Annotated in this window: 27 protein-coding genes and 2 tRNA genes; 10 read left to right on the forward strand and 19 right to left on the reverse strand. The window is 63.6% G+C overall.

Translation table 11 applies throughout. The features are described from left to right. Window positions 1–37: 37 nt before the first annotated feature. A complete protein-coding gene (locus tag IVB27_RS14045; RefSeq protein ID WP_247444143.1) occupies window positions 38–1,579 on the forward strand; it encodes an alkaline phosphatase D family protein in 1,542 nt (513 codons plus the stop codon). Window positions 1,580–1,585: 6 nt separating this feature from the next. Here IVB27_RS14045 and IVB27_RS14050 read toward each other — a convergent pair whose 3' ends face one another. Next, complete coding sequence (locus IVB27_RS14050; protein ID WP_247444144.1) at window positions 1,586–1,984, reverse strand: response regulator; 399 nt, start codon at window positions 1,982–1,984, stop codon at window positions 1,586–1,588. A 183-nt stretch (window positions 1,985–2,167) separates the two neighbouring features. Between IVB27_RS14050 and IVB27_RS14055 the strand changes: the two genes are divergently transcribed. Next, window positions 2,168–2,953: a Crp/Fnr family transcriptional regulator gene (locus IVB27_RS14055; protein ID WP_247444145.1), complete on the forward strand. Its 786-nt coding sequence runs from the start codon at window positions 2,168–2,170 to the stop codon at window positions 2,951–2,953. A gap of 101 nt (window positions 2,954–3,054) precedes the next feature. Here IVB27_RS14055 and IVB27_RS14060 read toward each other — a convergent pair whose 3' ends face one another. Both IVB27_RS14060 and IVB27_RS14065 read right to left on the reverse strand, forming a co-directional pair. Further along, entirely contained in the window at window positions 3,055–3,492 is a 438-nt protein-coding gene (locus IVB27_RS14060) for an SRPBCC family protein (protein ID WP_247444146.1), read from the reverse strand. After that, window positions 3,492–3,818, reverse strand: coding sequence for an ArsR/SmtB family transcription factor (locus IVB27_RS14065; RefSeq protein WP_524536481.1), 327 nt, complete (start codon window positions 3,816–3,818; stop codon window positions 3,492–3,494). Before IVB27_RS14065 ends, IVB27_RS14060 begins: the two co-directional genes overlap by 1 nt. A 498-nt stretch (window positions 3,819–4,316) precedes the next feature. Here IVB27_RS14065 and typA point away from each other — a divergent pair, with 498 nt between their 5' ends. Beyond that, window positions 4,317–6,143, forward strand: coding sequence for a translational GTPase TypA (typA, locus tag IVB27_RS14070; RefSeq protein ID WP_247444147.1), 1,827 nt, complete (start codon window positions 4,317–4,319; stop codon window positions 6,141–6,143). 126 nt (window positions 6,144–6,269) lie between these two features. Beyond that, a complete protein-coding gene (locus IVB27_RS14075) occupies window positions 6,270–7,514 on the forward strand; it encodes a flavin monoamine oxidase family protein (protein WP_247444197.1) in 1,245 nt (414 codons plus the stop codon). A gap of 12 nt (window positions 7,515–7,526) precedes the next feature. Here IVB27_RS14075 and IVB27_RS14080 read toward each other — a convergent pair whose 3' ends face one another. Both IVB27_RS14080 and IVB27_RS14085 read right to left on the reverse strand, forming a co-directional pair. Further along, window positions 7,527–7,934, reverse strand: a complete 408-nt coding sequence (locus IVB27_RS14080) for a thiol-disulfide oxidoreductase DCC family protein (protein WP_247444148.1) — start codon at window positions 7,932–7,934, stop codon at window positions 7,527–7,529. Window positions 7,935–7,977: 43 nt separating this feature from the next. After that, entirely contained in the window at window positions 7,978–8,868 is an 891-nt protein-coding gene (locus IVB27_RS14085) for an alpha/beta hydrolase family protein (RefSeq protein ID WP_247444149.1), read from the reverse strand. A 262-nt stretch (window positions 8,869–9,130) separates the two neighbouring features. Here IVB27_RS14085 and IVB27_RS14090 point away from each other — a divergent pair, with 262 nt between their 5' ends. Then, window positions 9,131–9,640, forward strand: coding sequence for a GNAT family N-acetyltransferase (locus IVB27_RS14090; protein WP_007598725.1), 510 nt, complete (start codon window positions 9,131–9,133; stop codon window positions 9,638–9,640). A 177-nt stretch (window positions 9,641–9,817) separates the two neighbouring features. Then, window positions 9,818–10,351, forward strand: a complete 534-nt coding sequence (gene ppa / locus IVB27_RS14095; protein ID WP_247352428.1) for an inorganic diphosphatase — start codon at window positions 9,818–9,820, stop codon at window positions 10,349–10,351. A gap of 67 nt (window positions 10,352–10,418) precedes the next feature. Here the strand turns inward: ppa and IVB27_RS14100 are convergent, their stop codons facing one another. Genes IVB27_RS14100 through IVB27_RS14110 form a run of 3 tightly spaced genes read right to left on the reverse strand, consistent with a single transcriptional unit; the run spans window position 10,419 to window position 11,933 of the window. Then, the gene (locus IVB27_RS14100; RefSeq protein WP_247444151.1) at window positions 10,419–11,303 is read right to left on the reverse strand and encodes a bifunctional methylenetetrahydrofolate dehydrogenase/methenyltetrahydrofolate cyclohydrolase; all 885 of its coding nucleotides are present in this window, start codon (window positions 11,301–11,303) and stop codon (window positions 10,419–10,421) included. Window positions 11,304–11,313: 10 nt separating this feature from the next. Then, window positions 11,314–11,637, reverse strand: coding sequence for a DUF167 domain-containing protein (locus tag IVB27_RS14105; RefSeq protein WP_247352432.1), 324 nt, complete (start codon window positions 11,635–11,637; stop codon window positions 11,314–11,316). Next, window positions 11,637–11,933: a YggT family protein gene (locus tag IVB27_RS14110; RefSeq protein WP_247352886.1), complete on the reverse strand. Its 297-nt coding sequence runs from the start codon at window positions 11,931–11,933 to the stop codon at window positions 11,637–11,639. The genes IVB27_RS14105 and IVB27_RS14110 overlap by 1 nt, the downstream gene beginning before the upstream one ends. 175 nt (window positions 11,934–12,108) lie before the next feature. Here IVB27_RS14110 and IVB27_RS14115 point away from each other — a divergent pair. Next, window positions 12,109–12,184 (forward strand) — tRNA-Ala (locus IVB27_RS14115). 126 nt (window positions 12,185–12,310) lie between these two features. Here IVB27_RS14115 and IVB27_RS14120 read toward each other — a convergent pair. From IVB27_RS14120 to IVB27_RS14150, 7 genes are all read right to left on the reverse strand, one after another. Beyond that, the gene (locus tag IVB27_RS14120; protein ID WP_247444152.1) at window positions 12,311–13,123 is read right to left on the reverse strand and encodes an enoyl-CoA hydratase; all 813 of its coding nucleotides are present in this window, start codon (window positions 13,121–13,123) and stop codon (window positions 12,311–12,313) included. A 110-nt stretch (window positions 13,124–13,233) separates the two neighbouring features. Next, a complete protein-coding gene (locus IVB27_RS14125) occupies window positions 13,234–14,028 on the reverse strand; it encodes a glutamine amidotransferase (RefSeq protein ID WP_247444153.1) in 795 nt (264 codons plus the stop codon). A gap of 129 nt (window positions 14,029–14,157) precedes the next feature. Next, a complete protein-coding gene (locus tag IVB27_RS14130; RefSeq protein ID WP_247444154.1) occupies window positions 14,158–14,934 on the reverse strand; it encodes an SDR family NAD(P)-dependent oxidoreductase in 777 nt (258 codons plus the stop codon). Window positions 14,935–15,161: 227 nt separating this feature from the next. Further along, a complete protein-coding gene (locus tag IVB27_RS14135; RefSeq protein WP_247352439.1) occupies window positions 15,162–15,650 on the reverse strand; it encodes a tellurite resistance TerB family protein in 489 nt (162 codons plus the stop codon). A gap of 166 nt (window positions 15,651–15,816) precedes the next feature. Continuing rightward, a complete protein-coding gene (locus IVB27_RS14140) occupies window positions 15,817–17,226 on the reverse strand; it encodes an adenylate/guanylate cyclase domain-containing protein (protein WP_247444155.1) in 1,410 nt (469 codons plus the stop codon). Between the two features lie 50 nt (window positions 17,227–17,276). Beyond that, the gene (locus tag IVB27_RS14145) at window positions 17,277–18,647 is read right to left on the reverse strand and encodes a cytochrome P450 (protein ID WP_247444156.1); all 1,371 of its coding nucleotides are present in this window, start codon (window positions 18,645–18,647) and stop codon (window positions 17,277–17,279) included. Between the two features lie 34 nt (window positions 18,648–18,681). Beyond that, window positions 18,682–20,049 (reverse strand): hydrolase, encoded by a 1,368-nt coding sequence (locus IVB27_RS14150; RefSeq protein WP_247444157.1) that lies wholly within the window; start codon window positions 20,047–20,049, stop codon window positions 18,682–18,684. A 137-nt stretch (window positions 20,050–20,186) separates the two neighbouring features. Between IVB27_RS14150 and IVB27_RS14155 the strand changes: the two genes are divergently transcribed. Then, window positions 20,187–21,875 carry an MFS transporter gene (locus IVB27_RS14155; protein WP_247444158.1) on the forward strand — a complete coding sequence of 563 codons (1,689 nt, stop codon included), beginning with the start codon at window positions 20,187–20,189 and terminating at the stop codon, window positions 21,873–21,875. A gap of 25 nt (window positions 21,876–21,900) precedes the next feature. On the opposite strand, the gene IVB27_RS14160 is transcribed toward IVB27_RS14155, so the two are convergent. Further along, entirely contained in the window at window positions 21,901–22,116 is a 216-nt protein-coding gene (locus IVB27_RS14160) for a hypothetical protein (RefSeq protein WP_247444159.1), read from the reverse strand. A gap of 182 nt (window positions 22,117–22,298) precedes the next feature. After that, window positions 22,299–22,610: a hypothetical protein gene (locus IVB27_RS14165; RefSeq protein ID WP_247444160.1), complete on the reverse strand. Its 312-nt coding sequence runs from the start codon at window positions 22,608–22,610 to the stop codon at window positions 22,299–22,301. Window positions 22,611–22,862: 252 nt separating this feature from the next. On the opposite strand from IVB27_RS14165, the gene IVB27_RS14170 reads away from it, so the two are divergent. Continuing rightward, the gene (locus IVB27_RS14170) at window positions 22,863–23,906 is read left to right on the forward strand and encodes a polysaccharide deacetylase family protein (RefSeq protein ID WP_247444161.1); all 1,044 of its coding nucleotides are present in this window, start codon (window positions 22,863–22,865) and stop codon (window positions 23,904–23,906) included. A 77-nt stretch (window positions 23,907–23,983) separates the two neighbouring features. On the opposite strand, the gene IVB27_RS14175 is transcribed toward IVB27_RS14170, so the two are convergent. After that, window positions 23,984–24,352: a hypothetical protein gene (locus tag IVB27_RS14175; protein ID WP_247444162.1), complete on the reverse strand. Its 369-nt coding sequence runs from the start codon at window positions 24,350–24,352 to the stop codon at window positions 23,984–23,986. A gap of 75 nt (window positions 24,353–24,427) precedes the next feature. On the opposite strand from IVB27_RS14175, the gene IVB27_RS14180 reads away from it, so the two are divergent. Beyond that, window positions 24,428–24,583, forward strand: a complete 156-nt coding sequence (locus IVB27_RS14180; protein WP_247352456.1) for a hypothetical protein — start codon at window positions 24,428–24,430, stop codon at window positions 24,581–24,583. 44 nt (window positions 24,584–24,627) lie between these two features. Here IVB27_RS14180 and IVB27_RS14185 read toward each other — a convergent pair. After that, window positions 24,628–24,703 (reverse strand) — tRNA-Thr (locus IVB27_RS14185). Window positions 24,704–24,775 lie beyond the last annotated feature (72 nt).

The following is a 24,775-nucleotide window of genomic DNA, read 5'->3' on the forward strand; positions in this document are numbered from 1 at the left end:
TTGGGCGGTCCGCGTCACGCGATATCGAGACCGTCCCATGAACATCAAATTTTCACGTCGCCGTTTCCTGACGACCAGTGCCGGCGCGCTTGGCGCGGTTGCAATGCCGCATCTTTCCCGCGCGGCCGACCGGCCGGCGGTGACCCATGGCGTGCAGTCTGGCGACGTCACCGTCGACGGTGGCGTGGTCTGGGCGCGCGCCGACCGTCCCTCGCAGATGCTGGTCGAAGTGGCGACGACGGAGTCGTTCAGGGATGCCCGCGCGCTGCCGCCGATCGCGGCGCTGCCCGAGAGCGACTTCACCGCAAAGATGCTGATCGAAAACCTGCCGGGCGGGCAGGACATCTTTTATCGCGTCCGCTTCCGCGACCTTTCGCACACCGCGGTGGAGGGTGAGCCGGTGACCGGCCGCTTTCGCACCGCGCCCGCCGACCGCCGCGACGTCAGCTTCGTCTGGGGCGGCGACGTCGCAGGACAAGGCTGGGGCATCAATCCCGACGATGGCGGCATGTTCACCTTCTCGGCGATGCGCAAGCACCGTCCGGATTTCTTTCTGCACTCCGGCGATACCATCTATGCCGACGGTCCTATCCAGTCCGAGGTAAAGCTCGCCGACGGCAAGATCTGGAAGAACGTTACGATCCCCGAGAAGGCCAAGGTCGCCGAGACGCTGGACGAGTACCGCGCCGCGCACAAATACAATTTCACCGACGACAACGTTCGCGCCTTCAACGCCGAAGTGCCGATCTTCGTGCAGTGGGACGACCATGAGGTGACCAACAATTGGTCGCTGTCGAAGGAGCTGCCGGCGACCTACAAGGAGCGCGACGTCACGCTGCTCGCGGCGCGCGCAGGCCGCGCCTTCCACGAGATGTATCCGATGCGCGAGAGCATCGTCGAGCCCGGCCGGGTCTATCGCCAGATCTCCTACGGCCCGCATCTCGAATTGTTTGTGCTCGACGAACGCAGCTATCGCGGCCCGAACGGCCCCAATCTCGAGACCGCTTACGGCCCGGCCAGCTACTTCCTCGGCCCGGACCAGATGGCCTGGCTCAAGCGCGGCCTCCTAAATTCGCGCGCGACCTGGAAGGTGATCGCCTCTGACATGCCGCTCAGCCTCGTCGTGTCAGACACGCCGAAGGGCGGCTCCGAGGCGTTTGCGCAGGGCGACGGCCCGGTGCGCGGCCGCGAATTCGAGATCGCCGACATCCTGCGCTTCATCAAGATGGCGCCGATCAAGAACACCGTGTGGCTGACCGCGGACGTGCACTACGCCGCCGCGCATTATTACGATCCGAACAAGGCGCAATTCCAGGAGTTCGAGCCGTTCTGGGAATTCGTCTCGGGGCCGCTGCATGCGGGCACGTTCGGTCCGAACGAACTCGATAACACCTTTGGGCCGGAGGTGCGCTTCGTCAAGGCGCCCGGCAAGGACGACCAGAACCTGCCGCCGTCCGCCGGCATGCAATTCTTCGGTCACGTCAAGATCGACGGCGGGTCCGGCCAGATGACGGTGACCTTGCGCGACCGCGCCGACGTCGCGCTGTGGTCGACCACGCTTGATCCCAAGCCGGCTTGACCGGCTTCAGGCGCCACGCGACCGTAGCGCGATCTCCAGCGCCTCGCTCGAGCATGGCTTTTGCAGACGCGGCCGCTTGACGAAATCGGGAGCGATCCGTGCTTCGGCGTCGTAACCGGTGACGAAGACGAAGGGAATTTGCAGGGCCGCCAGCCGCTCGGCGACCGCAAAGCTCTTCTCGCGGCTCAGCTCGACGTCGAGCAGCGCAAAATCGGGAGCCCGCGCCGCGATCGCGGCCAGCGCCTGCGCCACCGATCCCACCGTGCGCACGCTCTTCACGCCAAATCCGAGCAGGCGATCCTCGAAGTCGATTGCGATGATCGGATCGTCCTCGACGATCAGGACATCGGCAGGACAGTCTGAACCATCGGAAAGAGCGGGTGCCATCGCCACAACTTGGAGCATGAGGTTTCTCTGATCAGGACAGCCGCGTCACGACGCCTGCGCCCAGCGCGCCGGAGGGTTCCCGGAACCGCGCCGGAGGGTTCCCGGAACGAAACCCACCACATCTCAGTTGTTAGGTCTGTCCACTTGTGCACACAGGACCTGGCCGGAACTAGCTAATGTGGAGGCGGATGGGAGTTTAAGATGGACGCGCGCACCAGCAACGCCACCGAGATCGACAGCCGGCCGACCAACAATCTGCTGCGGCGCTTGAGCCAGGCCGATTTCGCCCTGCTTGCACCACACATCATGGTCGAAAACGCCACGGCGAATGAACTGCTCTACAACCCCGGCGACGACGTCCAAGTGGTCCATTTTCCGTGCGGGCCGGCGCTTGCGACCTTTGTGGTTCCCAATGAGGACGGCCGCGATGTCGAGACCATTCTGGTCGGCCGCGAAGGCGCGGTCGGCGGCATCGTCAGCGAGGGCTATCTGCCGGCCTATACCCGGATCTGCGTGAAATTCGGCGGGCCGTTTGCGCGAATTCATGTCAGCAAGCTGGAGGCCGCCAAGCAGCGCTCGCCGTCGTTGCGCCATGTCTTCGCTCGCTACGCCGATTGCATGCTGGCGCAGATCTTCCAGTCCACCGCCTGCAACGCCATTCACTCGATCGAGCAGCGCACCGCCAAATGGATGCTGGCGGCGATGGAGCGGACCGGCGACGCGAGCAGCGTGCCGCTGACGCACGAACAACTCGCGACGCTGCTCGGCGTCGGCCGCAGCTACGCCAGCCGCGTGCTCCAGTCGTTCAAGGCGGAAGGCGTGCTCGACACACGGCGCGGATCGATCCTGGTCCGCAACCGCGAGGGTCTCCGCCTGCGCGCCTGCATGTGCAACGAGGCCGTGAAGATGCACTTCGAGGAGGTGCTGCGCGGGGTCTATCCGACCGAGGAGGGCGAACCTCAACTCGGCATGACGTCCAAACGGTGATACGCGCGCCGAAGCCTGGCTCAATAAGACCGCGAACCCATGCCAGAACTGTTGAGCGGGAAGAATTGAAATACGATCCGATAATGCCCGCGAGCAGTTTGCTAAAAGTCGGATCCGACCTCTTCCATTTTGGCCAGCATGCCTGGCCAACCGCCGCCCATCGCGCGATAGCCGCCTTCGTCTTCCGGCCGGAAGCCAGATTGCTCCATCTGAACGGCTGTGCCGCCGCCGACTGCTGTCAATGTCCAGGTCACGATGGTTTTGAGGCCGCCTTTGGCCTGTTCGCCGGAGGCGTTCCAACTGTAGACCAGCCGCTCGTTCGGAACGATTTCCAGAACTTCGCAGTCCGTGACGCCATTCCATCCGTAGATGGGCTGAGCGCGAAAATTAAAATGGTGGCCGACGCGAAGCTCGAAGTCGTTCTTCATCAACCATCGGTCAATGAGAGCTGGCCGCGTCAGTACACGCCACACCTTGTCGGGTTGGTAAGGCAGCGTGCGCTCAACAATCAATGAGCGCAGGGCGACAGCTTCGGTCACTAATCCATCTCCCTCAGTAAATTTTCCATTTGATTGAAGCGCTCGCGCCAGAAACCTTCGTAGTGCCCAAGCCAATCCATAAGAGGCGCGAGACCATCGGGCTGGGCGCGATAGAACACCTGCCGACCATGACGCTCGTCCGTGACCAATCCGGCCGAGCGCAAGGCTTTGAGATGTTCCGATACCGAAGGCTGCGAGACGTGGGCGCCAGCAGTTAGGGCGCTCACGGTCAGGTCTCCCTCTCGCGAAAGCCGCTCGAACAGGCCCCGTCTGGTAGGATCGGACAAAACTCGAAAGAGTTCAGTCGCCTGTGTTTGGCCCATCATTATCCATAGGGTGCCACCTATGGATTTGTCAAGCATACATCGGCGCATGCCTATGGATCGTGGTTCACGATGAGCCCGGTCGCACCGCGGCGGCGGGCATCCCGGAACCCTGGACGCTACCCGCCATTCCGGTTGGGTCCGAGTCGAGGTTCGCAATGTCGGAGAAGCTACGGACTGGTCAAAGTCGCCTTTCACCAAGCCGCCGGTAACGTCCGGGCACGGCTGGCGATCGAAGAGTTCTCTCCCAGCCTGCCCCATAACCCCCGGGGATTCCCGGACAAAATTCAATCAACCAACAGCCAAAGAACACATTGTTTTTTGGCTGTTTCTGCATATATTGCGCCGCAACGCATAGGGTACCCGGTCGCAGAGACCGGGTTTCCTTTTTGGGCGGAAAGCGCCCCGTTTCCAGACTTTCAGCGTTGTTTCGAGAACAGGTCCCGGTCTGACCGGCGAGATCGCGCTTAACCCATTGTCCGACCGCAAAGAAGCTCACTCATGAACCTTCGCAACATCGCTATCATCGCCCACGTCGACCACGGCAAGACAACGCTCGTCGACCGTCTCCTCCAGCAGTCCGGTACCTACCGCGAGAACCAGAAGGTGACCGAGCGCGCCATGGACTCCAACGATCTGGAGCGCGAGCGCGGCATCACCATTCTGGCGAAGGCGGCCTCGGTGCAGTGGAAGGACACGCGCATCAACATCGTCGACACTCCCGGCCACGCCGATTTCGGCGGTGAGGTCGAGCGCATCCTCAACATGGTGGACGGCGCGCTGGTGCTGGTGGACGCCGCCGAAGGCCCGCTGCCGCAGACCAAATTCGTGGTCTCCAAGGCGCTCAAGGTCGGTCTGAAGCCGATCGTCGTCATCAACAAGGTTGACCGTCCCGACGCGCGGGCGACCGAAGTCATCAACGAGGTGTTCGACCTGTTCGCGGCGCTCGACGCCAGCGAGGAACAGCTCGACTTCCCAATCCTCTACGGGTCGGCCAAGCAAGGCTGGATGGCCGAGAGTCCGGATGGGTCGCACGAAGCCGGCATGCAGCCGCTGTTCGACCTGATCGTGCGCCATGTCGCGCCGCCGACCGTCGAGGAAGGCCCGTTCCGCATGATCGGCACCATTCTCGAGGCCAACCCCTATCTCGGCCGCATCATCACCGGCCGCATCACCTCAGGCTCGATCAAGCCGAACCAGGCCGTGAAGGTGCTGGGCGCCGACGGCAAGATGATCGAGCAGGGCCGCATCACCAAGATTCTCGCCTTCCGCGGCATCGAGCGCACCCCGCTCGAAGAAGCCGATGCAGGCGACATCGTCGCGATCGCCGGCCTGACCAAGGGCACTGTCGCCGACACCTTCTGCGATCCGTCGGTCGAGACCCCGCTCGTGGCGCAGCCGATCGACCCGCCGACCGTGTCGATGTCCTTCATCGTCAACAACTCGCCGCTCGCCGGCACCGAAGGCGACAAGGTGACCAGCCGCATGATCCGCGACCGCCTGCTGCGCGAGTCCGAAGGCAACGTCGCGCTGCGGGTCGTCGAAGCCTCCGACAAGGACGCGATGGAAGTCTCGGGCCGCGGCGAATTGCAGCTCGCGATCCTGATCGAGACCATGCGCCGCGAAGGCTTCGAGCTTTCGGTGTCGCGTCCGCGCGTCGTGCTGCAGAAGGACGAGGCCACCGGCGCCACCCTGGAGCCGATCGAGGAAGTCGTCATCGACGTCGACGAGGAGCATTCCGGCGTCGTCGTGCAGAAGATGAGCGAGCGCAAGTCCGAGCTGGTCGAGATGAAGCCGTCCGGCGGCAACCGCCTCCGGCTGGTGTTCTACGCGCCGACCCGCGGCCTGATCGGCTATCAGGGCGAACTGCTCACCGACACGCGCGGCACCGCGATCATGAACCGTCTGTTCCACGGCTACGCGCCCTACAAGGGCGAGATCCAGGGCCGCCGCAACGGCGTCCTGATCTCCAACGATCAGGGCGAAGCGGTGGCTTACGCCATGTTCAAGCTGGAAGATCGTGGTCCGATGATGATCGAGCCAGGCTGGAAGGTCTACAAGGGCATGATCGTCGGCGAGCATACCCGCGAGAACGACCTCGAGATCAACATTCTCAAGGGCAAGCAGCTCACCAACATCCGAACCACCTCGAAGGACGAAGCGGTGCGCCTGACGCCGCCGATCCGGATGACCCTGGAAAAGGCGCTGGCCTATATCGAGGACGACGAGCTGGTCGAGATCACGCCGAAGTCGATCCGTCTGCGCAAGCGGCACCTCGACGCCAACGAACGCAAGCGCGCGGAAAAGTCCAAGGAAGCGGTGGCGTAAGAGCCACTCGGACACACGACGAATGCATCATGGCCGGGCTTGTCCCGGCCATTGACGTCTTCGATACTGGTGTCAATGACGTGGGTGCCCGGGACAAGCCCGGGCATGACGATGAAATTGACCGCTATGTCCCTTCCCTCCTCAGTCGACGTCGCGATCATCGGCGCGGGCGCCGCCGGCCTCGGCGCGGCGCATGCGCTGGCAGGCTTAGGCCTTTCCGTGATCGTGCTGGAGGCGCGTAACAGGCTCGGCGGCCGCGCCTGGACCGTACAGGCCTCGCCCGAAGTCACCTTCGACGTCGGCTGCGGCTGGCTGCACTCTGCCGACAAGAACTCCTTCGTTCCGATCGCTCGGCAGCTCAATTTCGAACTCAATAACGACCTGCCGCCCTGGAGCGATCGCGCCTTTGGCGACGCGTTTCCGGAAATTCTGCGCCAGGATTTCGTGCGCGCGATCGATCAGTTCTACGATCGCGCCTCCGAGGCTGCGGAAGCAGGCGAGGATGCTCCCGCCTCCCGCTATCTCGAACCCGGCAACCGCTGGAATCCCATGATCGACGCGGTCTCGACCTATGTGAACGGGTGCGAGCTCGATCAGGTCTCGCTCCTGGACATGGAAGCCTACGAGGACACCTACTTCAATTGGCGCGTGCGGGCCGGATATGGGACCCTGATCGCGGCCTATGGCGCGCCTTGCCCGATGGCGCTGAACTGCAACGTCACGCTGATCGATCATTCCGGCCAGCGCATCCGCATCGAAACTTCACAGGGCGCGCTGGCCACGGACAAGGTGATCGTCACCGTGCCGACCAACCTGATCGCCGACGAAGCAATCCGGTTCTCACCTGCCTTGCGCGCCAAGGTCGATGCCGCAGCCGGCCTGCCGCTCGGCGTCGACGACAAGGTGACGCTTGCGCTCGAGGACGCCGAAGCCTTTCCGAAAGAAGGTAATTTGCGCGGCGCCACCATGCGTACCGCCATGGGCACCTACCACATCCGCCCGTTCGGCCAGCCCTGCATCGAAGGCTTTTTCGGCGGCAGCTTTGCCCGCGAGTTGGAAGCCGCCGGCGAAGGCGCGATCGCCGCGCAAAGCATCGACGAAATCGCAGGCTTTCTCGGCAACGACATCAGGCAAAAGCTGAAGCCGCTCTACGAGTCCCGCTGGGCCCACGATCCCTTCGCGAGAGGCTCATATTCGCACGCGCTGCCGGGCCACTCCGGCGACCGCGCCGTGCTGGCCGCGCCGGTAGATGGGCGGTTGTTCTTTGCGGGAGAAGCGACGTCGCCGAACTTCTTCACAACGGCGCATGGAGCGAGGGACTCAGGGGAGCGCGCGGCGCAGGAAGTGCTGGCGGCTTCAAACAAGCCGTAACAGCAAACTCCGTCATTCGATCACCCGTGCCCGTAAATCCGCGTCCGGCACAAAGCACGCGTCATACTTGCCGAAGATGCGATAGCGGTTGCGTGCGATGAGGCTGTACACAGCGTTTCGCAACGGTTTGGGCACGGCGAACAACGCGCGCGTCCAATTCCATCCCGGCAAGTTCGACAGCACCGTCAGCGCGGCGTCCGACTTCATGAAGACGTCGCCGCCATGGATAACAGCATTTGTATCCGGATCATCCGGATCGATGCCGAACGTGCGCGCGAGCCGGGCGCCATAGTCCGACTGGATCGGCGTGAAGCGAAACCGCTTCGCCGTGTCCCGCTGCGCGACGAACCGCACCCAGCGCGAACAGAAGATGCAGACGCCGTCGAACAGGATCACGTCGTCATCAGGCCATTTTGGCATCAGCGCTTATCCAGCGTCAGGAGCGCGACCAGGAAATACAGCGTCATGGCTTTTTGCCAGCCACCGGCTTCAGTGCGCGATCGAGTTCGGCACTCGCGGCTTTGACGCCGGCCTCGGTTTCGATCGTCCAGTGCCCCTCGCCGCTGGCGGCCGGCAGGGTGCGGAAATCGACCTTGCCGCCGCTGCCGCGAAATGCGTCGACCAACATTTTCGAGAATGCCGGTGCAAAATAGCTGTCATTGGTGGCAACGAGCCACGTGACGGGGATGCGCGCGGCCTTGCCGAATTCAGCCGCTGCCGCGAGAAGCGTCTGCGGCGCGCAGATCCGGTTCGGCTCGTCATTGGCATGGCCGCCGCGTCCCGGCGCAAAGGCGATGATGGCGGAGATCGCTTTCGGATCGGCATTCGCGAACGCCAACGCGCCCCAACCGCCGGCGGAATGGCCGATCACGATCGCGGCGTCCTCGCGGATAAAATCCTGCTTTCGCAAATCCTCCAGCGCGAGTGAGATTGCGTCGGCCGTTGCGCGGCCCGAGCGCGCATAGCCCGCCTCGTCACAGCCGCCCTGGTCCTCGGCATAGCGGCCGCCGGTCGCGCCATGGCCGAGCCGTTCCGGCACCAGCACGGCGAAGCCGCGCGCGATGAGGAATGCGGTGAGCGCGCGATATTCCGGCTGTGGCATTTGCGCGCGCCGCAAGCCATTTTGCGTCGAGGCATGCGCGATCACCGCAAGCCGGAACGGGCCGGCACCTGGCGGGCGAAACAGCAGAGCATGCGCGGCGATGTCGGTACCCGGCGATGGCACGCGCCATTGCTGCCGGCGAAATGGATCACCCTCCGCTCCGGACGAGCCAAACGTGACCTGGGCGCACAGAGGCGGCGCAGTCAGCAGGGCCAGGAGAGGCAGAAGCACGAGGGTGTTGAGGAGCCGCATGAATTGCCGGAGGCGAGAACAGCGACCGTCACACTAATAGGAACGAATCAATATCGGCAGACTTTCTGCGTTGCCATTGCCGTTCATTCGTTGCCGCAAAGCAGTTTTGCACCGACGCACGGCACTCCGGTGCCATTCGAATCGGCGCCTTGTCTTTTTTCGGTACAACATGGTGAAAATACTGATGCAGAAAGTCCACAGGTTAACCCATAATTAACGATAGGTCTTGCCGTTGGCGCGGCGACTTGGTTTGATTGCGTCCATGAGCACAACCCTGATCGAGGTCCGGCCGGCCAAAGCCGCAGATGCAACCGCGGTGGCGTCCACCCATGACGAAGCCTGGCGCTCCGCCTATCAGGGCATCATTCCCGGCGCCGAGCTGGAAAAGCTGATCAACCGCCGCGGTCCGCAATGGTGGGACAGCGCGATCCGCAAGGGCAGCCGCGTCAGCGTGCTGGTGTTCGGCGACAAGATCGCGGGCTATGCCAATTACGGTCGCAACCGCGCCCGCAGCCTGCATTTCGACGGCGAGGTCTATGAGCTCTATCTGCGTCCCGAATTCCAAGGCCTGGGCTTCGGCCGCCGCCTGTTCACCGCGGCCCGCCGCGACCTGATGCAGAGCGGCCTGAAGAGCATGGTGGTGTGGGCACTCTCGGACAACGATCCGGCCACCGAGTTCTACCGTGCCTTGGGCGGCCGCATGGTGGCGCGCTCGTCGGAGCGTTTCGGGCCGAAGTCGCTCGACAAGGTTGCCTTCGCTTGGACCAATTGAGCTGCTGAAGTCCAGCCGGCAGCGCTTCCCTTCCGTCGATACCGCTGCCTTTTGAGCCGGTGATCGCTGGATTCATTATTTCACAAAAACGCGATGGATCAGCGGGGCAAGCCCGCGTATGACAGCGCCAAAATCGCTGCCGGGTGCGATTTAACCTCGGCAACAACGGAGCCTTGAATGCGTATCGATGCGGTCTCGATCGGGAAAAACGTACCACAGGACGTCAACGTCATCATCGAAGTCCCTGTGGGCGGTGAGCCGATCAAATACGAGATGGACAAGGAAGCCGGCACGCTGGTGGTCGACCGCTTCCTCTACACGCCGATGCGTTACCCCGGTAACTACGGCTTCATCCCGCACACGCTGTCCGATGACGGCGACCCCTGCGACGTCCTGATCATCAACACCCGCGCCATCATCCCCGGCGCCGTCATGAGCGTGCGCCCGGTCGGCGTGCTGTTCATGGAAGACGAAGCCGGCGGCGACGAGAAGATTTTGGCGGTGCCGTCCTCGAAGCTGACGCAGCGCTACGACAAGGTGAAGTCGTATTCCGACCTGCCGGACATTACGCTCCAGCAGATCCAGCACTTCTTCGAGCACTACAAGGATCTCGAACCCGGCAAGTGGGTGAAGATCCTGCGCTGGGGCGGCCCCGAGGATGCGCACAAGCTGATCCTCGAAGGCATTGATCGCGAGAAGAAGAAGGCCTGAGCTGTCCTGTCCCAGCGCAGCACCGCATCGTTGCACGCGGCGCTGCGGCGGGACGCGAGAATTTGAGTTACACCGCCGGCTTCGGCAGACCCGCGATCGCGCAGGCGGCGCGCAGCGTATTCACCAGCAGGCACGCGACCGTCATCTGACCGACGCCGCCCGGCACCGGCGTAACGGCGCCAGCCACTGCGAGCGCTTCCTGGTAGGCAACATCGCCGACGAGACGCGTCTTGCCGTCGTCCTTCGGGATCCGGTTGATGCCGACGTCGATTACGGTCGCGCCCGGCTTCAGCCAGTCGCCGCGCACCATCTCGGCCTTTCCGACCGCGGCGTAGACGAGGTCGGCGCGCTTCACGAGCCCGGGCAGGTCGCGCGAGCGCGAATGTGCGATGGTCACCGTGGCGTTCTCGTTCAGCAACAGCTGCACCAGTGGGCGGCCGACGAGGTTGGAGCGGCCGATCACGATGGCGTTCATGCCTTCGAGCGAAGCATGCACGCTCTTGGTCAAAATAATGCAGCCGAGTGGCGTGCAGGGCGACAGCGCCTCGAAACCGCCGGCGAGGCGGCCGGCATTGTTCGGATGCAGCCCATCGACATCCTTGGCGGGATCGATGGCATTGACGACGGTCTCGGTGTTGAGGCCCTTGGGCAGCGGCAGTTGCACCAGAATGCCGTGCACGGCGGGATCGCGGTTGAGTTTTGCGACCAGCGCCAGGAGATCTGCTTGCGAGACGTCGGCCGCCAGCTTGTGCTCGAACGACGCCATGCCGGCAGCCTGGGTCTGGGTGTGTTTCGAGCGGACATAGACCTCGCTCGCCGGATCGCTTCCGACCAGGACCACAGCAAGGCCCGGCACCAGATTGTGCTCGCGCTTGACGCGGGCGACCTCGTCCGCGACGCGCGCACGCAGTTCTGCGGCGATGACTTTTCCGTCGATGATCTTGGCGGTCATGCCTCTTTCCTCAGTCTGTCGATTTGGCTGATGCGAGCTGGCGCAGAGCTTCGCCGAGCCGCGCCGGATCGCCGTCGACCGCGATCTGCTTCAGCCGGGAGGTCGCTCCCGACAGGAGCTTTACGCTGGCCTTGGGCACGGCAAGCGATTTCGCCAGCAGCACCAGAACGGCCTTGTTAGCCTCGCCGCCATCTGCGATGGCGCGCACCCGCACCTTGAGCACGCTGCGGCCATCGGCCAGCTGCTCGATGCCGTCGATCTCGTCGCGGCCACCGCGCGGCGTCACCCGCAGCGCGATGCTGATTCCTGCGGCTCCGTAACGCCAAGGTTCCATCAATATCCGATGACGAGAGGCATAACGTTGTAAACGATCAACTTCTCGATCAGATAGATCAGCAAGATCAGGATAATGGGCGAAATATCGAGGCCGCCCAGATTTGGCATGATCGATCGGATCGGCGCCAGCAGAGGCTCGGTGATTCGGTACAGAAATTCGGCAATTGCTGCGACCAATTGATTGCGCGTATTCACGACGTTGAACGCGATGAGCCACGACAAGATGGCTGAGGCGATCAAGAGCCAGACGTACAGGTCCAAGATCAGCAGAATGATTTCGAGAATAGCACGCATCTGATGGGGAGCTCGCAGGGGAGGAAGACTGCTAGATATCGGTTCCCCCCGAACCAAACAAGGGAAGTCGGTGCCGGGATGGCTAAAACCAGGTTACACCCGTCCTTGACTTGACCTTGGCGGGGACTTAAATGGCGCCCGGTTGTCGGCCGCATTGACCAGCGCGGCCAGCAAAGGGGCCATAGCTCAGCTGGGAGAGCGCGTCGTTCGCAATGACGAGGTCGGCGGTTCGATCCCGCCTGGCTCCACCAGCCTTCGCTCGCTTCGCGAGCTACGGCTCGGCAAGCCCGGACAGTCCCTCGCAGCGAAACGAGCGAAGGCTGCCGCGGCGTAGCCCGAAGGGCGAAGCCGGGCTACCTCCTCAACTCTCGGCCCCCCTACTTCCCCGTAAACCTTGGCGGTCGCTTCTCCATAAAGCTCGCGACACCCTCCCTGAAATCGCTGCCGTTCAGCGCCACCATCATTTCCCGGTTGGCTTCGATCGTCGCCTCCGCCAGCGTCTGGAACGGCACCTCGTAGAGCTGCCGCTTGATCACGGCCATCGCGCTCGGCGAGACGAAATCGGCAAGATCGCGTGCATAGGCATACGTCTCCTCGCGGAGTTTTTCCGGCGGGCAGAGCCGGTTCACCAAACCGATCCGCAATGCCTCGTCGCTCCCCACGCGCCTCGCCGAGAGCAACATATCCATCGCGTTGGCATGACCGACGATGCGCGGCAGCATCCAGCTGATGCCATGCTCGGCAATCAGACCGCGCCGCGCGAAGGCGGTGGTGAACACGGTGTTGTCGGCGGCAAAGCGCAGGTCGCAATAGAGCGCGTGGACGAGGCCGATGCCGGCGGTCGCCCCGTTGAGCATGGCGATCACGGGCTTTCCGATCGACGGATAGAAGCCATAGCGCGTCTGCCAGTCGGGCCGCCGGTTCATGTCGAAGGGCGGCAGGTTCGACGCTCGCCTGACGTCATTGGGGTCAAGCCCCTTCAGCGCATCCATGTCGGCACCAGCGCAGAAGGCCCGGCCCGCGCCGGTGAGCACAATGACGCGGACATTATCATCGGCGCTCGATGCTTCCATCGCGTGGCGCACGTCGCGTTCCATGATGGGCGTCCACGCATTCATGCGGTCGGGACGATTGAGCGTGATGGTCGCGACCTTGTCGCTGACCTCATAGAGAATGTGTTCATAGGCCATGGCGCTCTTCCTTTGTTTGCCGGCGCAGTTTCACACGCGCTCGTTGGCGGCAAGCCTAGCATATAAAGGGATGAGACAAGGGCTTGCGCCAAGGACCCGAGAAGGCGCGATCACTCGGCGGCTTGCGCCAGCATCGGCCGGCGCGTCAGCCAGCCGTCGATGAAGTGATCGAGCCAGGCGCGTTCGGCGGCATCGTAGACGGCACGGTCCGCGAAATGGTGATGCCGCTGCCGCGCGCCGGGCGCGCTGAGGCCGTCATAGCCGCGCGTGGTCCAGCAATGCATCATCGCGTAGGTCACGTCAGGATGAAACTGCACGCCGAACGCGTTGCCGAGGCGAAACGCCTGCACCGGAAAATCATCGCCTTCCGCAAGCAATTCAGCGCCAACCGGCAACTCGAAGCCTTCGCGATGCCAATGATAGACCCGCGCCGGCCAATTCGGGCAGAGCCCGTGTCCCGCTTCTGTCGGGCGGATCGGGTAATAGCCGATCTGGGTCAGGGCATCCGCATGCGGCGCGACGCGGGCCCCTAACTGCTTCGCGAGCATTTGCGCGCCGAGGCAGATGCCAAGGAATGGCCGCTGTTCGCGGAGCGGAATTTCGATCCAGTCGATCTCGCGGCGAATGTAGTCGTCGGGATCATTGGCGCTCATCGGGCCGCCGAAGACCACGGCGCCGGCATGCTGGTCGAGTGTCTCGGGCAGGGGATCGCCGAAGCGGGGACGACGGATGTCGAGGCGATGGCCGAGCGCGCGCAGCGCATTGCCGACGCGGCCCGGCGTCGAGGACTCTTGATGCAGGATCATCAGAACCGGCAACCGGGTTTCGGAGGCGGCGACGTTTGGCGTCCTTCTGGGGAAGGGCACCACTTCTGCGTCACCAAACCTGTTCGTCCGGAACGACATGGTCTCTGCGAGTGCTATCGGTTCAGACCGCCAGCATAACTAAGCGATCGTTAATTTCGTGTGAGTTTGCGTACACACGCCCGATATTGAAGCAAGCTCCGGGCCACGACGGAATCAGAGCTCCCATTACTACCTTTGCCTCTGGAACCAGCTGGTGGCGGACAGGATGAAGCCGCGCGGGAAGAAACGCAGCGCGAACGGCACAATCTTGATGCCCAGGCCGGGAAGCACTGCCCGTTTGTTGGCCATCAGGCCGCGATAGGCCTGCTGTGCAACGTCGGCGGCAGAAACATTGAGAAGGGCCGTGTCGTGTCCGGACCCAACGCCGGCGCGCGCCTGGAATTCGGTGGGCACCGGCCCCGGGCAAAGTACGGTGACGCGGACGCCGTGCGGTGCAAGCTCCGCCCGAAGGGCCTCGGTGAAGGAAATCACATAGGCCTTGGACGCGTAGTAGACGGCCATGCCGGGGCCGGGCAGAAAACCGGCGACCGATCCGACATTGAGAAGACCACCCTTGTTGCTGATGAGCTGATCGGCAAAGCGCAGCGACAGATCCGTCAGCGCGCGGACATTAACATCCACGATGCCGAGCTGCTCGACGCGGTCGCGCTCGATTGCGTCACCGAACACGCCGAAGCCGGCATTGTTGACGAGATGATCGAGCTCGACGCCTTCGGCAGCGAGTGCGGCGGCGATCTTCTCGCCGGCATCCGCGTCCTCGAGATCGCAGGCGATCACGATCGGCTTCTTGCCGCCCTTGGCGGCGAGCTCGTTCGCGAGCGCCACGAGCCGGTCCGCGCGTCGCGCCGTCAGCGCAAGACGGTGTCCGTTCGCGGCGAACACACGCGCCAGCTCCATGCCGATGCCCGCCGAGGCACCGGTGATCAACGTTACCCGCTCAGTCACGATCGAAGTCTCTTGAATTGAAGTTTTTTGGCCTGCAATGCTGGAACGAGAGCATGGGCCGTGCGCGACAGGCAAGCGGCGCCCGCCGCATAGCCACTTGAGCGGGAAACGGGGAAGCAGGAAAACCATGGATTTACAGGGGAATCCGGAACCCAGGCAGCCCAGAGGCTACATTAAAGTTTCGTCATGTGGTCTGTACAACCGCCAATTCGCGGTGTTGGCACAGATCACCCACCGACCGCGTTGTCCTTGACCGGGCCGCCGGCGCGGTCTGCGACCGCGTGCTTCAGGTCGATCCGGTCGCGCTGGGAAATCCCGAGCAGGTCAGAGGCGCGCCAGACGACATTGTCCTCAAATTCAGTAACCTGGCCATCGGCATAGACCAGCTCCCACATCATCTGGACGATGCGCCTGCGGCCCTCTTCGTCGAGCGAGCGCATCATGACGCTGGTGAAGTGATAGAGGTCGACCGCCTCGCCCTCGACCTCCGTCGCATCCGCGATCAGACGATCGGCAGTGCCGCGATCGAGCCCGAAATGGCTTTCGATCAGGCTGTGCAACTTGCTCTGCTCGGCAGCCGTCGGCTGGCCGTCCAGAGAGACCACATGAACCAGCAGCGCGGTCGCCGCCAGCCGGTAATCACCGTCACCGAATGCGCGGTCCTGGGCATGAGGAGCAACAATGTCGGCGATGAATTGGCGCAGGCCGTCGAGCATAAGGTCCTACGAAAATCGATGAGGCCGCGGGAGCGCGGCCGCTATCAGCCTTATATGAGTGGGAAACTCAACCGGCGCAACGTGCGTCAGTTACGCACGCTGATTACGTTTCGGCAATCTGTTCCACCTCGGTCATTGCAAGACTATGGTGAGCGTGATCCGCCCCTCACGGTATCTCGTACACCACCATCTTGTCGGCGATGCCGCGCAGGGCCGCCTGTTTCTGGATCGGCTTGATCGCACGCTGCTGGAGCAGCTCGGCAACCGCGGGCGCATCCAGCACCGGCCCCGTGATGTGAATCTCTTGCGCGGTCGACAGGCTCTGCACGCGGGAGGCGATGTTGACGGTCTGGCCGAAATAATCCTGCCGCTCGTTGAGCATCACCGCAAGGCACGGGCCTTCATGGATGCCGATCTTGACGATGAGGTCGCCAGTGCCGCGCTTCTTGTTGAGCTCGTCCATGGCTGCGCGCATCCGCAGGCCGGCGACGATCGCATGCTCGGGTCGGACGAAGGTCGCCATCACGGCGTCGCCGATGGTTTTCACCACCGCGCCTCTCTCCGAGGAGATGATCTCGAGCAGCGCATGGAAATGCGCGCGCACGAGATCGAAGGCGGCCAGATCGCCGACGCGCTCGTAGAGCGCGGTCGAGCCCTTCAAATCCGTGAACAGGAAGGTGAGCGAGGTGATCTGGAGCCGCTGGTCGAGACTGAGATTGTCCGCCTTGAACACATCGCGAAAGGTCTGGTTCGACAGCATCCGCTTGGCAGTCAGGAACGGCTTGCGCTTGCCGATGAGATGATGAAGCGCCTCGGCCGCGATGAACACCGACGGCAGCACGCGCACGCCGGCCTGATTCTCCAGCGACAGCCGCAGCGGGCCCGGCCGCAGGGTCGTGGTTCCCGTCGGCGCCTGCACCTTGTTGTACATGATGGCGAACTGCTGACGGTCCTTGGTCGGCTCGCCCTGCACGTCGATGAAATGGGCTGCGTGCGTCACCGGCTCGAAGATGATGATGAAGTCGTTCGGCAGTTGCAGCGACATGGTCGCCTTCTCGCCGGACGAGAGCTCCATTGTATCCAATGTCACCTCATTGGCGAGCGTCGCGAACGATTCCTTGTTGAAGTCGACGCCCGAGCTCCAGAACACCTGCTTGAAATACTCCCATACCGGAAGCGTGTCAGGATCGTGCGCCGCAATGCGCCGGACACGCGAGTTCACGGTGAAGGAGACCTCGACCTGATCGTCGACGGAGGTCTTGTAGCCGCAGGCGCAAAGCGCACAGTGATACTCATCCGGCTTGAGCGCCTTCAGGGTCGAATGCGCCCCCAGCACGCCGCCGCAGCCCGGGCACAGCACGTTCCAGCCGAGATCGAACAGGCCGAGCCGTGCCGAATGCAGGAACGCCGAGATCACGCGCTCTTCGTCGAGGCTGTGCTCCCTGGAGAAGTCGAGGACATTGACGCGGTTGAGCTCGTGATCCTCCCCGTCCTCGATGAGGCGCGTAATCGCGTCGACCACCTTCGCATCGGCGGTCTGCTTCAGAACGGAAAACTGGGCCTGGATATCGCTCATGGCGCAACTCTATCTGTGTTGGATCACCCCATCGGCGAGGCAAGCGCCTCTCACCGACGCGTGATGCGGAACAGGGGTGAACGATCCGGCTGGGTCGTGACGACGCCGAGCGGGATCACGGGATTTGCGGTATCGGCAAGCTCGACACGGAACGCGCCGATCAGCCGGCCCAGCGCCAGCACGGATTCGGCTTGCGCGAACGGAGCGCCGATGCAGACGCGCGGCCCCGCGCCGAACGGCAAATAGGCGAAGCGGTCGGGCGCTTCTTTCGCCATGAAGCGCTTTGGAATGAACGCATTCGGCTGATCCCACAACTTCTCGTGCCGGTGCAGCAGCCACGGCGCGATCATGATGATGTCGCCCTTGCCGATCTCGACGCCGGCCGCGTTGTCGTTCTCGCGCGCAGCTCGGGCGATCAGGAAGGCCGGCGGATAAAGCCGCATGGTCTCCTCGATCACCGCGCGGGTGAACTTCTGGCGATCGATGTCGGCCATGCTGTCGAGGTGCTCGCCACGGGTCTCGGAGGCGACCTCCTCCTGTGTGTCGGGATCGAGCGCGAGCAAATAGAGCGCCCAGAACAGTGCCGTCGCCGTGGTCTCGTGACCCGCGAGGATCATGGTCGCGACTTCGTCGACAAGTTGCTCGTCGGAAAAGCCCTTGCCGGTTTCAGGATCGCGCGCCTCGTCCATGAGGTCGAACAGGTCGCGCGGCGGCGCGCCGTCCTTCTTGCCCATCTCACGCCGCTCGGCGATCAGCATTGCGACGAACTCGGTCCAGCGCTTGCGGAAACGGGCGCGCGCAAAATCCATCGGGCTCGGCCAGGACAGCGGCAGCACCATGTCAAGCAAGTACGGCCGCCCGAGCCGGGCTCCGTATTCCATGACGAAGTTGCGCAAGGTCGGGCCGTGCCGGTCCATGCCGAACGAGAACATGGTACGTCCGGCGATCTCCAGCGTCATGCGCTGCATGATCTCGCGCAGATCGACCGGCTCGCTCATGCGTGCATCCAGCTTCACGATAGTCTCGTCGAGCACCGCCGTCATGGGCGGGACCAGGTTTGCCGTCGCGCGCGGCGTGAACGCCGGCGCGAGGGTGCGGCGCTGATGCGTCCAGGCATGGCCTTCGGCAATCAGAAGACCTTCGCCAAGCACGGGACGCAGCATGCGGATGCCCGCCGGGGTGCGCGAATAATTCTCGTAATTGCTGAGCAGAACGTGCCGGATCGCATCCGGCTGGTTCAGGATGAAACTGTTGCGGAAGAAGAAGCGGCCCTGGATGACATCTTCCTCATAGGCGCGCTGTCCCCAGGTCGCGATCATGTTCCGCTTGATCACCGCAAGCCGGCCGAGGAACGACATATCGTCGGGTGCACGCGGCGGGGTCGGAGGGACGATGGGCCGACGCACGCTGGCGATATTCATGGCTCTCTCCCGCGGAGGTGACGCAGGCAAATAGCTAGTAAGTCAGCTCGGCAATCGCAATCCTGTTCTCGGAGGCAGGCCAGGCGCGTGCCACAATTCGTTCTTCGTTGAATTGAGCCACGATGTTCCGCCCGATGTCGCCGGCCGGAAGGCGCAGTGTTGCTGTCGAATCCGTGGGCACACCCGATTTGACGTCGGCCGGGCCCTTGCCGTCGAGCAGCACCACGTCGCGCGGCAAGCCGAAGTAACCGCGCGGACGCGACAGGATGACGACAGCCGCGGCGTCCTTGTCCGCGGGCCCGAGCGGACGCGCGGCGCGCAGATGCACAATTTCTGACGAGCGGGGGAAGGGTGAGCGGTAGATGTGCGTTGTCGGCGCATCCGGCGATGTCAGGACGAACTCGAGCGACCAGGAAGGCTCGACCTGCGCCGGGCCCCAGCGGCCGTCGGCGCCGGTCTTCGCGCTGTGCACGGCATTGCCCTTGCGCTCACCGGTTTCAGGATCGACGCGAAAGACGTCAACGGTTGCGCCCGCCACCGGCCGATTGGTCGGCGCGCCGCCCGGCGTGCCCGTCACCAGCCCGCCCAGCTTCACGCTCTGCTCCGGCACGATCGCGATGCGCGCGGGCTCACGTCCCGCGATAAATTTGTAGATCTCGCGGAAGGCTCGAGGGTGAAACGCCACCTCGCGATGATCAAGCGCGCCGAGCACGAGATTGGTGGCCCCCTTCAACTCTGGGCCTTCAACGGTGACGCCAGTTGGCGTGCCCGGCTTGCCGATGAAGCGGCCATCGGCCTGCGCGTATTTGTCCATGCCGTCGCTACGCAAGGTGAGAAAGGCAACACCCGGCGTCACCTCGCTCTCGCCATCGTTCAGGCCGCGCAGGAATGCGCCGCGGCCGTTGAACTCGCTGTTGAGCTGGTCGTCGGTCGCGAACACGCCGTGATTGGGCGTGCCGCACAGCACGGCATGGCTGACATCGCCGGCACCGCCGTTCTTGATCACGTTACGGATCGCATAGCCGCCGCGCGAGCTGCCGACCAGCGCCACGCGGGATGCACCGGTCCGACGCTTCAATTCGGCGGTGGCGGCGGCGAGCTCGCGGCGCTGGTCCTCGGTCGAGGAGCGGCCGGCTTGCTCGACCTTGTCGTCGCTTCGTGCATTGGGATCGGTGAAATTGATCGCCTGCATGCGGTCCCGCGCGATGCCGTTGGATTCCATCCGCCACATCGTGGTCATCCAGAGCGCGTCGTATTCGCCATTGCCATGGACGAACAGGATCGGCGGCACCTCGCTCGGCGCGGCGGGGGCGGGTTGGGCCAACGCGCCCGCCCGCAAGCTCGCAATTGCGAAAGACAGGCTGCCCGCACCTTGCAAGATCATCCGTCGCGACAGCTTCATGTGTTCCTCCCCGGCAAAACCATCTCTTTGCACCGCTTATACCGGCCTAACCACTGGACAGCGAACGACTTTCGCAGGCATCACTGAACATACCGGAATCGCTGAAGCCACTTCTGCCAGACCTCCTGGAAGGGGATATGACCGAGCAGACGAACCGTCAGAGAATTGCCGCAGACGGCATCACCGCGCCGCTGCGTTACACCGTGTTCCGGCGCATCTGGCTCGCCAGCCTGCTCTCCAATCTCGGCCTGCTGATCCAGGGCGTGGGCGCCGCCTGGGCGATGACGCAGATGGCGGCCTCGGCGGACAAGGTGGCGCTGGTGCAGACCGCGCTGATGCTGCCGATCATGCTGATCTCGATGCCGGCCGGTGCCATCGCCGACATGTATGACCGCCGTATCGTCACCCTGATCGCGCTCGTGATCGCGCTGACTGGCGCGACCGCGCTCACGATCCTAGCCGGGTTCAATCTCATCTCCCCGGAAACGCTGCTCGCTTTCTGCTTCGTGGTCGGCAGCGGCAACGCGCTGTTCGGTCCGGCCTGGCAGTCCTCGGTCAGCGAGCAGGTGCCGCCCGATGCACTACCTTCGGCCGTGGCGCTGAACGGCATCAGCTACAACATCGCGCGCAGCTTCGGCCCTGCGGTTGGCGGTGTCATCGTCGCCGCGCTCGGCTCGGTGGCGGCGTTTGCGTGTAACGCGATCCTCTATCTGCCGCTGCTGGTGGTGCTGCTGCTCTGGCGGCGCAACAACGAGCCCTCGCGTCTTCCGCGGGAGAAGCTCAACCGTGCCATGGTGTCGGGCTTCCGCTACATCACCAATTCGCCGCCGATCAAGATCGTGCTGCTGCGCACGCTGGTGATGGGCCTGATTGGCGGCGCCATCATGGCGCTGATGCCGCTGGTCGCGCGCGACCTGCTGCATGGCGGCGCGCAGACCTACGGCATCATGCTGGGCGCCTTCGGCATGGGCGCAGTGGTCGGTGCGCTCAACATCCACGAACTGCGCAAGCGCATGAGCGGCGAAGCCGCGATCCGCGCCTGCACCATCTCGATGGCGTTTGCGATGGCCGCGCTCGCGGTCAGCACCGAGCCGGTGCTGACCGCGGCGGCGCTGGTGCTCGCAGGCGCAGTCTGGATGGCCGCCGTCGCGCTGTTCAATATCGGCGTGCAGCTCTCGGCGCCGCGCTGGGTCGCCGGCCGCTCGCTCGCGGCGTTCCAGGCCTCGATTTCCGGCGGCATCGCGATCGGTGCCTGGGGCTGGGGCCATCTCACCGACTATGCCGGTGTCGAGGTTGCGCTGCTGACGGCCGCCGGCCTGATGCTGATCTCGCCGGTGCTCGGGATCTGGCTCACGATGCCGCGCGTCGGTGCCCGCAACGAAGACGCCGATGTGCTGGCCGATCCGGAAGTCAAACTGTCGCTCACCGCGCGCAGCGGGCCGCTGGTGGTCGAGATCGAATACCGGGTCAGCCAGGAGAACGCGCGCGCTTTTCACAACGTGATGCAGGACGTGCAGCTCTCCAGGCAGCGCAACGGCGCCTATGGCTGGTCGATCGCGCGCGACATCGCCGATCCCGAATTGTGGACCGAGCGTTATCACTGTCCGACCTGGCTCGACTATCTGCGCCAGCGCAACCGCTCGACCCAGTCCGAACGCGCGCTGCATCAGGAGGCGATCGCCTTCCATATCGGTCCCGATCCGGTGCGGATCCGCCGCATGCTGGAGCGCCCGTTCGGCTCGGTGCGCTGGAAAGAAGACACGCCGGATCGCGCCGGCACAGAGGTGCTACCGGTGGTCGCGCCCGCGGCGGGGAGCAGCACGTAGGTTTTTCGCCATCGGACTCCGCGTCCTACTGTCCGTGGTCCGTCAGCACCTTCTCGCAGCCTTTGCTGAGTCGGGTACGGTTCTGCTTCAAGCAAGCGAGCACGGCGCCATCGCCGTTGTTCATCACCGGACGGCAGAAGCGCGTGACGTCGCGTGCGCAGGCGTCGTGTCCGGGCTGCTGTTGCGCGGCCGCGCCCGATGCGCACACAATCAAACAAACAATGAAAAGAAATCTGGTCATCGCGCAATGCCTCTTACCCGGAAGAACGTGCGGGCGAAGCTAGTGCGACGATCTCCTGGTCGCAACGGCTTTATTCGCAGACTGTATGCGCCGCCGCGTGGCCCCCGGCTTGACGCCGGGGCACATCGCGAGGGGAGCTAACCGACGCAACGATCGTTACCGTTGCTGTTACTGACCGTCTCTTACTGACCGTCCTGGGCGTCAGCGACCTTGCGTGACGCGCCACCCTTGGCGAGATCCTTGTCCATCACCGCGCGGCAACCGACGCTCAGATCCGAACGATGCTTCATCATGCACGCCGTGATCTTCGGGATGTTGGGGATTTCCGACGAGCACAGGCGGAAGGCGTCGCTGGTGCACTGCTGCTGCGCTTCGGACGAGAAGGCGAAGCTCGAGCCGGTTGCGGCGATCGAGACGATGGCGGCAAAGCCCAGAGCCAGGCTGGTGTCGCGGATCTTGCTACTCAAGGACTTGGTGTTCAGCGAGATGGTCATTTGAAGCTCCCATTGGCACCGCGGAACCGGGCCCGTTGTTGATGGGAACGACGATGCTCCAGCAAAACAGTTTCGACTGTGATGACGGTCACGGGCGGCCCCCGCTCTGTGACATCGGTCACTTTGGCGCACCCCGCTGAAATTCCTTCGGATCCGCTGTCGTGTTGGTGTCACGTTAACCGATCCTTCGCATTAATGGATCGGCGAGCGGGAAATTCCGCAGGTTTGGTTGCGTAATTGGAAAGAGTAGCGATGCGTAATGCGTTGGGCCTGATGCTGGCCAGTGTAGTTGCAGCGGTCGTGATTGCCGCCGTCGGTTGGTTTTATTATTCCTCGCGCGCCGACCAGGCCGCTCCCAAGACAATTGCAGCCCGTGCCGCCGATCAACTGCCGGCACCGGCAAAGCTCGCCGCCAGGGATGACGTCGAGACCACTGCAGCGCTCGCCGGCAAGCCGGCGGTACCCGCTCCGGCGCCAGCCCCGGCCATGCCGGTGCAGCAGAAATCGACCTGCGCAAATCCGAATGCACTGGGCGTGTCCCGCGTGGTCGAGATCGACACCACCGGCGGTCCCGGCTTCGGCTTCGAAACCTTCAAGCAGTTCGACTTCCTCACCGACAAGGAGGTCGTGCTGACCTTCGACGACAGTCCCTGGCCGGTCAACACGCCCGCGGTGCTAAAGGCGCTTGCGGATGAATGCACCAAGGGCCTGTTCTTCTCGGTCGGCAAGCACGCGACCTACCATCCGGAAATCCTGCGCCAGGTGCTGGCCCAGGGCCACACGGTTGGCACACACACCTGGTCGCACCTCAATCTCAACAGCAAGAAGTTGACGGAGCAGCAGGCCAAGGACGAGATCGAGAAGGGGTTCAGCGCGGTGAAGCTCGCGCTCGGCACCAACCCGGCGCCGTTCTTCCGCTTCCCGCAGCTTCAGCATAATCCGGCAATGGTGAGCTATCTCGGCACCCGCAACGTCGCGATGTGGTCGACAGATCTCGATTCTTTTGACTTCAGGAAGGGCGCTACCCCCGAGAAGATCGTCGAGACGGTGATGAGCAAGCTCGACAAGCTCGGCAAGGGCATCGTCCTGATGCACGACTTTCAGAAGCACACCGGCGAGGCACTGCCGACGCTGCTCGCACGGCTCAAGGCCGGCGGCTACAAAATCGTGCAGATCAAGGCGAAGACGACCTTCCAGACGCTGCCGGAATATGACGAGGCGCTGCTGAAGGACCTGAAGGTGCCGACCTCGAGCGCGCGTCCGATCGGAAACGTGGTGCAGACGGTTTCGCAGTAACGCGCCCGATCAGATCAAAAACTCTTGCGTCATGGCCGGGCTAGTCCCGGCCATATGCTTTTGGGACCAAAGACACCTTACCAATAGATGCCGTGGCGATGCAGCTCGCCGATGATGCGGCCTTCGGTCCAGCTGCGCTTGTGCTTCGGCTTGTCCGCCTTCGCGGCGGGTTCGATCGCCGCGGGTGCTGACGTCGCCATCGTTGTGGTCGGCGCGGTCGCAGCAGGGGCCGTGAGCGAAATCGCGGGCGGGCGATCGAGATATTTCGGAGCTTCGGCGGCTGGCGCTGCTTCGCTCACCTGCGTCGGCGCGCTCGTTGTCGCCGTCGTTTGCGGAGCCGAAGCCTGTTCGTTGGTCGAGGCCAGTGACAAGCCGCGCGGGCCGCGGGCCTGGGCAGATGCGGAGGCCAGCACCATGGCGGCGGCGACCAGAATGATCTTGCGCATATGAATTCTCCCCGTGTTTGGCGTGAGCTGGACACTAGGGGAGCCGATCGCGAGGTTATGTGATCACGATCACTCATGCTGGCCGGCCAGAAACTCGGCATCAAGGAGGTCGATGACGGCATTTGGCTCGCCAGCTTCATGCACTATGATTTGGGATATTTCGACCTGGAGCAGAAAACCCTGCAACCCCTCGACAACCCGTTCGGCACGAGGTTGTCACCCATGTCTTAGGTACAACCTGTTACCGATGTCTCCGGGCTGGACAACTGAGGCGCTGGTGCCGCAAGAGGGATTCGAACCCCCGACCCCGTCATTACGAATGACGTGCTCTACCAACTGAGCTATTGCGGCGAACCCTGCCGGAACACGGCAAGGCCGGTCCCGATACGCGCGCTCGTGATATCGGGCATGGCCCGAATTGGC

The sequence above is a fragment of the Bradyrhizobium sp. 197 genome (genome assembly GCF_023073375.1).
Classification (GTDB): Bacteria; Pseudomonadota; Alphaproteobacteria; order Rhizobiales; family Xanthobacteraceae; genus Bradyrhizobium.